A 12957-nucleotide genomic window follows, 5' to 3' on the forward strand; every position below is an offset into this window, starting at 1 on the left:
GGCTCAGCGGTCGCGCGGCAGCTTCTTTTCTTCGCGCAGCACACCGAATGCGGCAGCGGTCATGCACGCGGCAACCACCACGCCGCCGATGAACACCACGTGTGAACCAAACAGCGACAAGCCCTTGTGCACCCAGGTGAAGCTCAGGTCGGCACCACGGTAGACCACCGTGTCGATGGCCGCACCGGCCTTGTAGCGCCATTGGCGGTCCACCCGGGTGTAGATGGTTTCGCGTGCCGGCTTGAAGAGCGAGAATTCACTGGCGCGGGTCAGCACCTGCACCACCGCCACCATCATCGGCAGCGGCGATGCGGCCAGCACCGAGAAGCCGATCAGGATGGCGAACGCGGGAATCAGCAGGGCCGGGGCTATGCCGTGGCGCGACAACAGCCAGCGAGTCAGACTCAACTGCAACAGAAGCGTCAGCGCGTTCACCGCCAGGTCGATGCGCGAGAAGAACGCGGTGCTGGCAGCCGGGTCGTTGAAGGCCGCGCGCACGATGCTGGCCTGCTGGTTGTACAACAGGGTGCCCACGCCCACGCCGAACACCACCAGCACCGCCAGCCAGCGCAGCAGCGGCTCGCGTGCGATCAGCTTCAGGCCGTCAAGCACGCTGCCGCCCATCGGCTTCTCGCCCGAGACCAGCTGCTGCTCGCGTTCGCGCAGCACCGCCCAGTGCCGCAACCGCCAGATGCATAACAAGCAGACAATCAGGAAACCCGCAGACACCAGCATCAGGTTGGCGATGCCCACACGCTGTGCCAGCGCGCTGGTAATGAGCGGGCCCAGGAACGCGCCGATGGTGCCAGCCGCGCCGATGTAGCCGTAATACGCCCGCGCCTGCGTGTTGGAGAACACGTCGGCCATGAAGCTCCAGAACACCGCCACCGCGAACAGGTTGAACACCATCACCCAGAGGAAGAAGGCCATGCCGCGCCCCGGCACGTTGCTGTCGAACAGCGCGTAGAAGCCCAGCAAGGTGACGATGAAGAACCCATACACCGCCGGCAGGAATACCCGCCGCGGAAAGCGGCTGACCAGCCAGCCGTACACCGGCTGCAGCACCAGCATGATCACGAACACGCAGGAGAACAGGAACTGCAGGACGAAATCCTTCAGCGCGATGCCATGACTGGCGAACCAGGCGATCAGCATCGGCGGGAACACCGTTTCCAGGTCGGCCGAGGCGGCCATCGCCTCCCGCACCGGGCGCAGCACGTAGTAGCCGCTGAGCAGGCAGAAGAAGTACAGGAACGACCACCACAGCGCCGGCGACTCACGCAGTGCCGCCGTCAGCCCACGCAACGGCCCCTTGCCCTTCACCGCGCTCACGCGGTGTCCCTCGCCAGAAGACGGCGGTTGGACAGCGGCATGGCAGGCTCCGGGGGCGGTGAAGCGCGTACGTTAGCCAATGCACTGCAACATCGCCAGCAGCAACCACGCAGAACGCCGCAACGCAGTGTCACGGCCCCGCCGGGACGACACGTTCCGACACATGCTTTCGGGGCGTCAAAATCCCAACTTTTTCAACGAGATGCGCATTCATCTTCGCTTTGTTTGTGCACAAGGGAAAAGCGGCGCTAGAATCGCCATCAGCAGTCGCGCACGGGTCTCCACGATGAAAAAGAACAGCCTGCGTCGTCCGATCCGTTCGGCGGCCACCGGTTTGCTGGGCATGTTGATGCCCGTTGCCTTGTCCACCACCGCGCAGACCCCGCCGCCATTGCCGCCGATGCCGGCCAACATCGAATCCGCCGCCACCGCCGTCGCCCACACCCAGCCCGCCGCTTACCGCACCGGCCTGGTGCCGCAGGTGCAGCTGCCGGCGGCCGGCTTCAACGTGGCCAACATCGAATCGATGGCGCAGCAACTCACCTATGGCGAGCGTGTGCCCGGCATGGCCGTGGCCATCGTGCAGGGTGGCCGCGTACTCAGCGCGCGTGGTTATGGCGTTACCGATGTCAACAACCCGCTGCCGGTCGACGCCCACACCGTGTTCCGCCTGGCATCGCTGTCCAAGGCCTTCGCCGGCACCATGGCCGGACTGCTGGTCAACGATGGCACGCTGCGCTGGGACAGCAAGGTCACCGACTACGTGCCGGGCTTCCGCCTGAACTCTCCGGAAGCGACCGATCGCCTGACCGTGGCCGACGTGCTCAGCCACCGCGTCGGCCTGCCGTACAACGCCTACGACCGCGACATCGAAGGCAACGCCGAGTACTACGCACTCACCCAGAAGCTGGCCAATACCAGCCTGAAGTGCCTGCCGGGCGACTGCTACGCCTACCAGAACGTGGCCTTCAGCCTGATCGGCGACGTGGTCTATGCCGCCTCGGGGAGCTTCTACGAGCAGTCGGTCGAGCGCCGCATCTTCAAGCCGCTGGGCATGAACGATGCCAGCCTCGGCCTGGCCGGCATCCAGGCCAGCTCGCGCTGGGCGCGTCCGCACGTGCGCAGCCGCAATGGCTGGGTGTCGCTGACACCGAAGCCGACCTACTATCGCGTCGCCCCGGCCGCCGGCGTCAACGCCAGCGCCAGCGACATGGCGCAGTGGCTGCTGGCCCACACCGGCCATCGCCCGGACGTGCTGCCGGCACCGCTGCTGGCCACCCTGCATTCGAGCCTGATCAACACCCCGGGCGAAATGCGTTCGGGCTGGCGCCGCGAGCGCCTGCATTCGGCCGGCTACGCACTGGGCTGGCGCACCTTCGACTACGCCGGCCACGATGTGGTGTTCCATGCCGGTGCCGTGCAGGGCTATCGCGGCCTGGTCGCGCTGGTGCCGGAACGCGATCTCGGCATCGCCATCATGTGGAACGGCGAAAGCGGCCTGCCCAGCGGCCTGCTGCCGACGGTGCTCGATTCCGCGCTCGGCCTGCCGACGCAGCGCTGGCTGGACGTGGACACCGACTTCGGCAGCGACAACCTGATGGCCGAAGGCGCGAGCCCGGCGCAGCAGGACAAGCGCAAGGGCAAGGGTGCTTCGAGCAACCGTGCGGTGGCCTCGCCGCGCTGAGTTGGCGGGCTTCACCGTGTGTGCGAAGGGCGGCCTGCGGGTCGCCCTCTTTATTGGCAGTTGTAGAGCAAAGCAATCGAGCAGTGCTCGACTCTACAAACGGAAGGCTAATGCGCGAAGTAGTGCATGCCGCCATCCACCGGAATCACCGCGCCGGTGATGTAGCCGGCCAAGGGCGAGGCCAGAAAGGCCACCAGCGGCGCCACCTCCTCCGGATCACCAAAACGCCCGATCGGAATGTTGCGTTCGATGAACTCACGCCGGCTTTCCTCGGTTGGATGCAGGCGGTCCCGGATCTGAGCACTGTTGATGCGTCCCGGCGCGATTGCATTGACCGTGATGCCCTGTGAGGCCAGCGCCGACGACAGCCCTTTGCTCCACAGATGCAACGCCGCCTTCGCCGCCGTGGCAGCATTCACCGCGCGCGGTTCCATTGAACCGCTGAGGTTGATCACCCGCCCCCAGCCCTGCGCCTGCATCGCCGGCAGCAGTGCCTGGGTCAGGCGTCGTGCCGAAGAGAAGTTCAAGGCCATGGCTTCCTCCCAGACATCGTCCCCCGCATCCACCGTGGTCGGCCGGCCTCCTCCAGCCGCATTGACGAGGATGTCGACACGCGTCAGTGCCGCCGAGGCTGCATCCGCAATGTGGCGTACCTGCTCCGCATCGGTGAGGTCGCCCAGCAGGACGATCGGTGCCGGCGCGCCTGCAGATTCGATCTCCGCCGCCAGTGCATGCAGCGGCTCGGCACGCCGTGCGCTGATCGCAATGCGTACTCCCTGGGCCGCCAGCAGCCTGGCCACACCGGCACCGATGCCACTGCCCGCCCCGGTGACCAGCGCGGTACGCCCTTCAAGCCCCAGATCCATGATGTTCTCCCAATCCGCCAGCCGGTACATCCGGCCCGTGCAGTACATGCTGTTTGATCACCCCTGATTGATAAACTCCGCGCAGGTTTCAGCATTCAACACCCGGGGTGTCAGATGAATCTGCTGGAGAGCATGCAGGTCTACGTGCTGATCGTGGACAAGGGCAGCCTCAGCGCTGCGGCGGCGGCGATGGATATCTCGGCGACGATGGCCGGCAAGCACCTGCGTGCGCTGGAAGCACGGCTGGGAATGCAGCTGTTGAGCCGTACCACCCGGCGCCAGCACATGACGCCCTTCGGCGAGGACTACTACACCCGCTGCCGGGAGATCCTGCGGCTGGTGGAAGAAACGGACGCACAGGCGCAGCACCAGCAGCTGGCACCGGCGGGCACGTTGCGCATCAGTGCGCCGGTGATCTTCGGCACTCACGCACTGGTACCGGCACTGGCCGAATACATGGCGCGCCATCCGGATGTCCGGGTCGAAGTCACGCTGAGCGACCGCGTGGTCGACCTCGCCGAGGAGGGTTTCGAAGCGGCGCTGCGCATCGGCACGCTGGCCGACAGCAGCATGCTGGTGGCGCGTGCGCTGGCACCGTATCGCTTGATGATGTGCGCATCGCCGGCGTACCTGGCCAGGAATGGCACGCCTCGCAGCCTGCGCGACCTCGCCCTGCATCAGTGCCTGTCCTTCGAACCGAGCGCACTCGCACAGTGGCTGCAGGCCGACGCTGGCGAACTCGAGCGTGTGCCCGGCGGCCGGCTGCAGATCAACAACGGCGAAGCGCTGCGCACGGCAGCGCTGCACGGGCTGGGCATCGTGCTGCAGTCGGCACTGCTGCTGGCTGCCGACATCGACACCGGACGCCTGGTGCAGCTGTTCCCTGAGTTCGGCCAGACCGGTCGGCCGATGCACGTGGTCTACGCCCACGATCGCTACCACTCGACCCGCCTGCGCAGCTTCCTGGACTTCCTGGTAGAGCGCTTTCCACCGGCGCCGCACCGCTAGCGTCGACTGTCAGAAAAGCAGTCGAGCACGGCTCGACCCTGCAAACGGCCCATAAAAAAACCCCCTCCCCGCTGGGCAGTCAGGGAAGGGGGTTTCAGGATGCGGCTATCGGGAAGTACTTAGATCAGCGGCGCCGGGGTTGCCGGCAGAGCGACCGGAGCGGCCTTCTTCTTGCGGGCGGCCGGCTTGCGCTTGGCAACCTTCTTCGCTGCCTTCTTCGGGGCAGCCTTCTTGGTCGCCTTCTTCGCGGTCTTCTTTACTGCCTTCTTGGCGGTCTTCTTGACAGCCTTCTTGGCAGTGGCCTTCTTCGCGACCTTCTTGGCCGGCTTGCGGGCCGTTGCCTTCTTGGCAGTCTTCTTGGTGGCCTTCTTGACGGCCTTCTTCGCGGTCTTCTTGACGGCCTTCTTGGCAGTGGACTTCTTGGCTACCTTCTTCGCCGCCTTCTTCACTGCCTTCTTCGCAGTGGTCTTCTTGGCGACCTTCTTCGCAGCCTTCTTCACTGCCTTCTTGGCGGTCGCCTTCTTCGCGACCTTCTTCACTGCCTTCTTGGCAGCGGCCTTCTTCGCGACCTTCTTCACCGCTTTCTTGGCGGCGGGCTTCTTCTTCGCAGCTTTCTTGGTTGCCATGGGATGGCTCCTCGTCAGTGATAGGGAGTTGAAACGCCCAGGTGGATCAAACCCGCGGATGCTGCGTGCGGGGACCGCCGGCGCGTCAGGCGCGCCGTTACGGATGCGGCAATGCCCGCCTCGATCGGCGGAGCGGACATCGGAACGGGAGTTGCCTTGCATTTCTCCGGGGGAAGCGGGGCCATGTCCACCGTCATCAGGGTCGCGGTGGTCTTGAAGGGGCTGCTTCGCATCGGACGATTGATTCTGCGCACTCGGTTGGGCAGGCAAGGTCTGCTGAGGCGAAACCTAATCACGGTTTTTTTTACTGTCAACAACCCCCGCGAAAAATTTTCACATCCGCGCCATCCCGGACGCCGCCCTCGCCACCGCCGTGCGCGCCCTGCAACGACCATTGAAGCGGCGCGCACGCGCGCCGCATACGACGAAGTCGATGCGCTCTCTGAACAAAAAACACTTGAAATAAGCACTCTGCGCAGATAGGCACATGTTCCGGACAACAGCGCACGTGCATCGCCGATGGTCACCGGCACCGTCGCCAACGCCAGCACAACGGGGCCGCAACGGGGGGCGAAAAGTTTTCACATTCGATCGCTTCGGCGCGGGGCGGAAACGCGGATTTGCGCAAAACTGCGCACGCTGATCGGCACCGTTCGTCTGTCGGCTGATGCCGCGCCGAGGGTGCAGAGCGAACCCGCCGTCATGAGTCCGACGCACTCGCCAAAACAAAAACGGCCACCCGAAGGTGGCCGTTCCAGAACCCGGAAGTGACGACTCAGTGGTCGTCGTTTTCCAGGGCTTCGGCATACGCGTCCGGATCCAGCAGTTCGTTGACCTCTTCAGCGTTGGTCAGTTCGACCACGAACATCCAGCCTTCGCCGTAGGCATCTTCATTGATGGTTTCCGGCTTGTCGGACAGCGCCGAGTTGACCTCGACGACCTTGCCGCTGATCGGGCTGTAGACGTCCGAGGCGGCCTTCACCGACTCGACAACGGCGATCTGCTCGCCAGCCTTTGCGTCGGCGCCGACTTCCGGCAGTTCGACGTAGACCAGGTCACCCAGCAGGCCCTGGGCGTGGTCGGAAATACCGACGGTGACACGGCCATTGCCTTCGACACGGGCCCACTCATGGGACTTGAGGAACTTGAGGTCGCCGGGGATCTCGCTCATGGGACTGCTCCAGAGATATGCAGGGGTGGAAAAAACGGGGCTAGTGTAACCAACCGGCCGCCACTGCTGTCAGTGACGATCGGCAGTTTCGGATCAGCCGTCGGCGAGCACGCCGGGCTGGGCCTGGCCTTCGCGCACGAACGGGAACTTGACCACGCGCACCGGCACCTGCCGGCCACGGATGTCGACGGTGACCTCGCCGAGTTCACCGGCCGGTACACGGGCGAAGGCGATGCCCTTGGCCAGGGTCGGCGAGAAGGTGCCGGACAGGATCTCGCCCTGGCCGCCGGCGGTGGTCACCGCCTGACCATGGCGCAGCACGCCCTTCTCGTCCATCACCAGACCGATCATCTGGCGGGCGGTGCCGGCAGCCTTCTGCGCTTCCAGCACCTCGCGGCCGATGAAGTCGCGACCTTCGTCCAGCGACACGGTCCAGGCCAGCGCCGCTTCGTACGGGCTGATCTCTTCGTCCATGTCCTGGCCGTACAGGTTCATGCCGGCTTCCAGGCGCAGCGTGTCGCGTGCGCCGAGGCCGGCCGGCTTCACGCCCGCCGCCAGCAGGCGGTTCCAGAACGCGACCACGGCGTCCTGCGGCAGCAGGATTTCGAAGCCGTCTTCGCCGGTGTAACCGGTACGGGCGACAAACAGTTCGACGCCGTCATCGGACTGCACCTGCAGGGCGGCGAAACGGCCCAGCTTGGTCAGCGCTGCGCGATCGCTTTCGCGGGCCAGGCCGATCACGATGTCGCGCGCCTGCGGGCCCTGCACGGCGAGAATAGCCAGGTCCGGGCGCTGCTCGACGGTGACGCCGAACGGTGCAGCCTGCTCGCGCAGCCAGGCCAGGTCCTTCTCGCGGGTGGAGGCATTGACCACCATGCGGAAGAAATCGTCGCCCAGGTAGTAGACGATCAGGTCGTCGATGACGCCGCCGCGCGGATTCAGCATGCACGAGTACAGCGCCTTGCCGGTCACCTTCAGCTTGTCAACCGAGTTGGCCAGCAGGCGGCGCAGGAACGGCTTGACCTGATCACCGCGCAGGTCGACCACAGTCATGTGGCTGACGTCGAACACACCCGACTCGCGACGAACGAGGTGGTGCTCGTCGAGCTGCGAGCCGTAGTGGATGGGCATGTCCCAACCCCCGAAATCGACCATCTTGGCGCCAAGGGCGCGGTGGGTATCGTTGAGCAGCGTCTTCTGGGTCATGACCGGGTCCGGCAGCAGAGGAAACAAGAATCCCCATTATCCCAGATCGGTCGCCCGCAGGTCGCGCCGCAGCGCAGCGGGGTGTTTGGCCGGCCTGCGGCCGGCGCCGCTTTCTACAGCTGGAGCGCAAAGCCTGAGTTCATCGGCTCTGGATTGACTCGGCCTGGGCGGGTCGGAGCGAGTGCTTTTGCTCTTTGCTCTTTTTCTTTTTCCGTGGGCGGGACGCGCACGGAAACTGTCGGGGGCCGGGCGGGTTGGGTTCGCGGGACCGTTGGCGCCATGGATGGCGCCATCGAGCCCCCATGGGTGAGGGCGCTTTGCTTGCGAAGCACTGCTTCGCAAGCGACCGAACGCGCAGCCGCCAGCGGCTGGGCCGGACCGCGGAGCGGGGTCTACGGCGTGTCCCGCGAACCCAACCCGCCCGACCCAGACACATGAACCACCTTCCGCGACCACCCACGAGGGGCTCCGCCGTTGGCTGGGAACCCCTAGGCCACCGCTTCGACCAGCAGCGTGCTGCCCTGCACCGCCACCACCCGCACCCACGTACCCGCAGGCAGCTCCGGACCGCTCACCTGCCAGGACGCATCGTCAATGCTGACCCGTCCCTGGCCACCGACGATGGCCTGCTGCAGTACCACCTCCCGGCCGACCAGCTGCTCGGCACGGCGGTTAAGCAACGGCGCATCGCTGGGCCGTGCCCGCGGCCTCCCCCAGCGCCGGTAGCACTGGATCGAGACCACACTCAGCAGGACGAAAGCGATCACCTGCCACAACAGTGGAATGTCGCTGAACACCGCAACCAGTACGAACACTGCCGCCGCGCCAATGCCGATCCACAGCATGAACGCACCCGGCGCCAGCGCTTCGGCAGCGAACAGCAGCAGCGCCAGCGCGCCCCAACCGACGACTTCCCAGCGCATGTCAGCCTCCGAGCGGCGGCGGCCGCTTGCCGGCGGCCTTGTTGTCCTGGCTGGCCAGCGCCTGCTTCGCCAGTTCGGCCACGCCCGCGATCGAACCGATCACGCCACTGGCCTCCATCGGCATCAGCACCAGCTTCTGGTTCGGCGAACTGGCCAGCTCCTTGAACGCTTCCACGTACTTCTGCGCAACAAAGTAGTTGATCGCCTGCACGTCGCCCTCGGCAATCGCCGCCGACACCACCTTGGTCGCCATCGCTTCGGCCTCGGCCAGGCGCTCGCGCGCCTCGGCATCGCGGAACGCGGCTTCGCGGCGGCCTTCGGCCTCCAGCACGGTGGCCTGCTTCTCGCCATCGGCGCGCAGGATCTCCGACTGCCGTGAACCCTCTGCCTCGAGGATCTGCGCGCGCTTTTCGCGCTCGGCCTTCATCTGCCGCGCCATCGCATCCAGCAGATCGCGCGGCGGCTGGATGTCACGGATCTCGATGCGGTTGACCTTCACGCCCCAGGGATTGGTGGCATGGTCGACCACGCTCAGCAGCTGGGCATTGATCACCTCGCGCTGGCTGAGCGATTCATCCAGATCCATCGAACCGATCACGGTACGGATGTTGGTCTGCACCAGGGCGATCATCGCCACTTCCAGGTTGGCCACCTCATAGGCGGCCTTGGCGGCATCCAGTACCTGGAAGAACACCACGCCGTCCACGCGCACGGCGGCGTTGTCCTTGGTGATCACTTCCTGGCTGGGCACGTCCAGCACCTGCTCCATCATGTTCACCTTGCGCCCCACCCCGTACACGATCGGGATCAGGAAATGCAGGCCGGGGGTCATGGTGTGCGTGTAGCGCCCGAAGCGCTCGACGGTCCACTCGTAGCCCTGGGGCACCATCCGTACTGCCTTGAACAGGATCACCACGGCCACGAAGGCCAGTACCACGGTAAAGAACATGGTCGGGAACATCTTGCTTTCCTTATCTATGACGTCCAGGCCCCAGCATAGCGCGTGAAGGCCACATTCACAGCGGAGCTACCAGGGCACGCGCCCGCGCAGGATGTCGGCGAACATCACCCAGTCGCCCATGAACGAGTACAGCGGGTGCTGGAAGGTGGCCGGGCGGTTCTTCTCGAAGAAGAAATGGCCGACCCAGGCGAAGCTGTAACCGCAGAACAGGGCGGCCAGCAACAGCACCGGCTGCCCGCGCAGGATCGCTGCAACGACCAGCAGCAGCACGCCGCAGCTGCCGACGAAGTGCAGCCGGCGCGATACCGGGTGGCGGTGCTCGCTGAGATAGAACGGATAGAACTCGCGGAAGTTGGCGAAGCGGGGCATGTGCGTGCTCCGGGGGCCGTGGTCACCGCCATCATGCGCCTTCCTGGGAGGGAAAGCGGCCTGGACGGCGTGGCCGATTCTGACAAGGCAGTGCATGATCCGGTGGCGCTGCCTTTGTAGAGGCGAGCCATGCTCGACTGGCCCTCCCAGTTGCAGTCGAGCATGGCTCGACGCTACATAAGAGCGGAAGCCGTCGAGCCTGGCTCGACGCTACAAAAGCGGAAGCCGTCGAGCATGGCTCGACGCTACACCGGGGGCGTGCGCGGCCCGAACATGATCACCGCCATGCCGGCCAGGCACAGGGCTGCGCCGAACAGGTCCCAGCGGCTGGGGCGGATGCCATCGACCAGCCACAGCCAGAACAGCGCGGTGCCGATGTAGACACCACCGTAGGCCGCATAGACCCGGCCACTGGCGGTCGGGTGCAGGGTCAGCAGCCAGGCGAACAGGGCCAGGCTGGCGGCAGCCGGCAGCAGCAGCCACACGCTGCCGCCCTTGCGCAGCCACAACCACGGCAGGTAGCAGCCGACAATTTCGGCCAGCGCGGTCAGCAGGAACAGCGCGAGCGTCTTCACGCCTTCTCCGCCGCCTTGGCGTGCTGCCACAGTGCTTCCTGCGCATCCAGGTCCATCGACGCCAGCGCTCCACCCTGGGCGTCAGCCTGCGCTTCCATCGCACGGAAGCGGCGTTCGAACTTGTGGTTGGCCCCGCGCAGCGCCGCACCCAGATCGATATCGGCGTGGCGTGCCAGGTTGGCGCAGACGAACAGCAGGTCGCCCAGCTCTTCCTGCAGGCGCGCTTTGTTGCCGGCAATATCGCCGCGCTCGAACTCCTCGCGCAGCTCCTGCAGTTCCTCCGCCGCCTTGTCCAGCACCGGCAACGGGCCCGGCCAGTCGAAACCGACCTTGGCCGCGCGCGACTGCAGCTTCACCGCTCGCTGCCATTCGGGCAGGCCACGCGAGATGCCGGCCAATGCGGAGGTGTCCTGCTCGCCCTTGGCGGCACGCTCGGCACGCTTGATCGCATCCCAGTTACGCGTCACCCCGTCGGCGTCATCGACGCTGACATCGGCGAACACGTGCGGGTGGCGGCGCTGCATCTTGTCGCTGATCGCGCGTGCGACCTCGGCGAAGGCAAAGGCGCCCTGCTCCTCGGCCATGCGTGCATGGAACACCACCTGCAGCAGCAGGTCGCCCAGCTCATCGCAGAGATCATCGAGGTCGCCACGGTCGATCGCATCGGCCACCTCGTAGGCTTCCTCAATGGTGTACGGCGCGATGGTCGCGAAGTTCTGTTCCAGGTCCCAGGGGCAGCCGCCCTGCGGATCGCGCAGGCGCGCCATGATCGCCAGCAGGCGTTCCAGTTCGTTGCTGGCTGCACTGCCGGCGATGGGGGTGTCATGCGCGCTCATGCGGCCTCCAGGGTCAGTCGGATAACCAGTCGCGCCACGGCAGGCTGGTGTCACCAAGGGCAATGAAATCACCGTTCAACAGGGTCTCGCGGCGGTTGTAGCGGAACGGCTTGCCGGTCGCTGCCGACAGTACCGCACCGCCGGCGGCGTGCAGTACGCACTGGCCGGCGGCGGTATCCCATTCGGAGGTCGGGCCCAGACGAGGATAGACATCCAGGCCACCTTCGGCGATCCGGCAGAATTTCAGCGACGAGCCCTGCGCGATGGTCTCGATGCGGCCCATGCGCGCCAGCAGCGCCTCGGTTTCCGGTGAGCGGTGCGAGCGGCTGGCGGCAACCCGCAGCGGTGCGGTGGCCGGCGTGCGGGTGCGCAGCACGGTGTCGTGCAGGCCCTGCCGGCGATAGGCCAGCTCCCCGCGCATGGCATGCCAGACGATGCCGGTCACCGGGGCCAGCACCACGCCGAAGGCCGGTGCGCCCTGGTAGATCAGCGCGATGTTGACGCTGAACTCGCCGTTGCGCTTGACGAACTCACGGGTGCCATCGAGCGGATCGACCAGCCAGTAGGCGCCCCAGTGGCGGCGCTGTTCCCAGGGGACCTGCGCCGATTCCTCGGACAGGATCGGCAGATCCGGGGTCAGCTGCTGCAGGCCCTGCTCGATCACCTGGTTGGCGGCCAGGTCGGCTGCGGTGACCGGACTGTTGTCATCCTTGATCTGCACGTCGAAGCCGTCGGCATAGACCTGCATGATGGCCTGTCCGGCTTCCTGGGCAATGGCGATGGCGGTCTCGCGCAGGTCCGTGGTCAGTTTGATCATCGCGTTCCCTGCAGCCACTGGCGGGCGATGAACAGCGCTGCCAGCGAGCGCCCCTCGGAGAAGTCCTCGCGCAGCATCAGCTGGTCCAGCTCGGCCAGCTTCCACGGGACGACTTCCAGCTCTTCCGGCTCGTCGCCGGCCAGCTTTTCCGGGTACAGGTCGCGCGCCACCACCAGCCACGACTGGTGGCTCATGTAGGTCGGGGCCAGGGTCATCGCGCGCAGCACATCCACCCGGCGCGCGCCGTAACCGGCCTCTTCCTTCAGTTCGCGGTCGGCGGCCTGCTCGGGGGTCTCGCCGGCATCGATCCGGCCCTTGACCAGGCCCAGTTCGTAGCGGTGCATGCCGGCGGCGTATTCACGTACCAGCAGCACGGTTTCGTCGTCGAGCATCGGCACCACCACCACCGCGCCATGCCCCCGGCTGACCAGCCGCTCGAAGCGGCGGCGTTCGCCGTTGGAGAACTCCAGGTCCAGGTGCTGGCGCTGGAAGGGACCGTTCTCCTCATCGGTGATCCGATGGATGATCGGCAAGCGACGGCCGGCACGGTCATCGTTCATGCGGAATCTCCGCGGCGGCCGGC

The 12957-nt window shown here is 66.0% G+C and carries 15 protein-coding genes; 3 read left to right on the forward strand and 12 right to left on the reverse strand.

Translation table 11 applies throughout. The features are described 5' to 3' along the window. Positions 1 to 3: 3 nt before the first annotated feature. Complete coding sequence (locus tag ACX9OT_RS09805) at positions 4 to 1332, reverse strand: NTP/NDP exchange transporter (protein ID WP_134951641.1); 1329 nt, start codon at positions 1330 to 1332, stop codon at positions 4 to 6. Between the two features lie 286 nt (positions 1333 to 1618). Between ACX9OT_RS09805 and ACX9OT_RS09810 the strand changes: the two genes are divergently transcribed. Continuing rightward, on the forward strand, positions 1619 to 3016 hold the full coding sequence (locus tag ACX9OT_RS09810; protein WP_032130059.1) for a serine hydrolase domain-containing protein: 1398 nt from the start codon (positions 1619 to 1621) through the stop codon (positions 3014 to 3016). Positions 3017 to 3123: 107 nt separating this feature from the next. On the opposite strand, the gene ACX9OT_RS09815 is transcribed toward ACX9OT_RS09810, so the two are convergent. Beyond that, a complete protein-coding gene (locus tag ACX9OT_RS09815; RefSeq protein ID WP_049400632.1) occupies positions 3124 to 3882 on the reverse strand; it encodes an SDR family NAD(P)-dependent oxidoreductase in 759 nt (252 codons plus the stop codon). A 114-nt stretch (positions 3883 to 3996) separates the two neighbouring features. Between ACX9OT_RS09815 and ACX9OT_RS09820 the strand changes: the two genes are divergently transcribed. Beyond that, positions 3997 to 4890: a LysR family transcriptional regulator gene (locus ACX9OT_RS09820; protein WP_134951643.1), complete on the forward strand. Its 894-nt coding sequence runs from the start codon at positions 3997 to 3999 to the stop codon at positions 4888 to 4890. 119 nt (positions 4891 to 5009) lie between these two features. On the opposite strand, the gene ACX9OT_RS09825 is transcribed toward ACX9OT_RS09820, so the two are convergent. Then, positions 5010 to 5516, reverse strand: a complete 507-nt coding sequence (locus ACX9OT_RS09825; protein ID WP_125432428.1) for a histone — start codon at positions 5514 to 5516, stop codon at positions 5010 to 5012. A gap of 183 nt (positions 5517 to 5699) precedes the next feature. On the opposite strand from ACX9OT_RS09825, the gene ACX9OT_RS09830 reads away from it, so the two are divergent. Beyond that, a complete protein-coding gene (locus ACX9OT_RS09830) occupies positions 5700 to 5999 on the forward strand; it encodes a hypothetical protein (protein ID WP_125895567.1) in 300 nt (99 codons plus the stop codon). 292 nt (positions 6000 to 6291) lie between these two features. Here the strand turns inward: ACX9OT_RS09830 and gcvH are convergent, their stop codons facing one another. From gcvH to nudE, 9 genes are all read right to left on the reverse strand, one after another. Further along, positions 6292 to 6687: a glycine cleavage system protein GcvH gene (gene gcvH / locus ACX9OT_RS09835; RefSeq protein WP_005410701.1), complete on the reverse strand. Its 396-nt coding sequence runs from the start codon at positions 6685 to 6687 to the stop codon at positions 6292 to 6294. A gap of 93 nt (positions 6688 to 6780) precedes the next feature. Beyond that, the gene (gene gcvT, locus ACX9OT_RS09840; protein WP_277778650.1) at positions 6781 to 7893 is read right to left on the reverse strand and encodes a glycine cleavage system aminomethyltransferase GcvT; all 1113 of its coding nucleotides are present in this window, start codon (positions 7891 to 7893) and stop codon (positions 6781 to 6783) included. A 488-nt stretch (positions 7894 to 8381) separates the two neighbouring features. Further along, entirely contained in the window at positions 8382 to 8816 is a 435-nt protein-coding gene (locus tag ACX9OT_RS09845; protein ID WP_125895565.1) for an NfeD family protein, read from the reverse strand. A gap of 1 nt (position 8817) precedes the next feature. Continuing rightward, positions 8818 to 9777 carry an SPFH domain-containing protein gene (locus ACX9OT_RS09850; protein ID WP_005410704.1) on the reverse strand — a complete coding sequence of 320 codons (960 nt, stop codon included), beginning with the start codon at positions 9775 to 9777 and terminating at the stop codon, positions 8818 to 8820. Positions 9778 to 9843: 66 nt separating this feature from the next. Then, positions 9844 to 10146, reverse strand: coding sequence for an Mpo1-like protein (locus tag ACX9OT_RS09855; protein ID WP_049463548.1), 303 nt, complete (start codon positions 10144 to 10146; stop codon positions 9844 to 9846). A 245-nt stretch (positions 10147 to 10391) separates the two neighbouring features. Beyond that, positions 10392 to 10721, reverse strand: a complete 330-nt coding sequence (locus ACX9OT_RS09860; RefSeq protein ID WP_032130110.1) for a YnfA family protein — start codon at positions 10719 to 10721, stop codon at positions 10392 to 10394. Continuing rightward, positions 10718 to 11557 carry a nucleoside triphosphate pyrophosphohydrolase gene (gene mazG, locus ACX9OT_RS09865; protein WP_049422149.1) on the reverse strand — a complete coding sequence of 280 codons (840 nt, stop codon included), beginning with the start codon at positions 11555 to 11557 and terminating at the stop codon, positions 10718 to 10720. Before mazG ends, ACX9OT_RS09860 begins: the two co-directional genes overlap by 4 nt. Positions 11558 to 11570: 13 nt before the next feature. Continuing rightward, the gene (gene cysQ / locus ACX9OT_RS09870; RefSeq protein WP_032130106.1) at positions 11571 to 12374 is read right to left on the reverse strand and encodes a 3'(2'),5'-bisphosphate nucleotidase CysQ; all 804 of its coding nucleotides are present in this window, start codon (positions 12372 to 12374) and stop codon (positions 11571 to 11573) included. Further along, a complete protein-coding gene (nudE, locus tag ACX9OT_RS09875; RefSeq protein WP_005418435.1) occupies positions 12371 to 12934 on the reverse strand; it encodes an ADP compounds hydrolase NudE in 564 nt (187 codons plus the stop codon). Before nudE ends, cysQ begins: the two co-directional genes overlap by 4 nt. Positions 12935 to 12957: the final 23 nt, after the last annotated feature.

Source organism: Stenotrophomonas genospecies 3, from assembly GCF_054473855.1.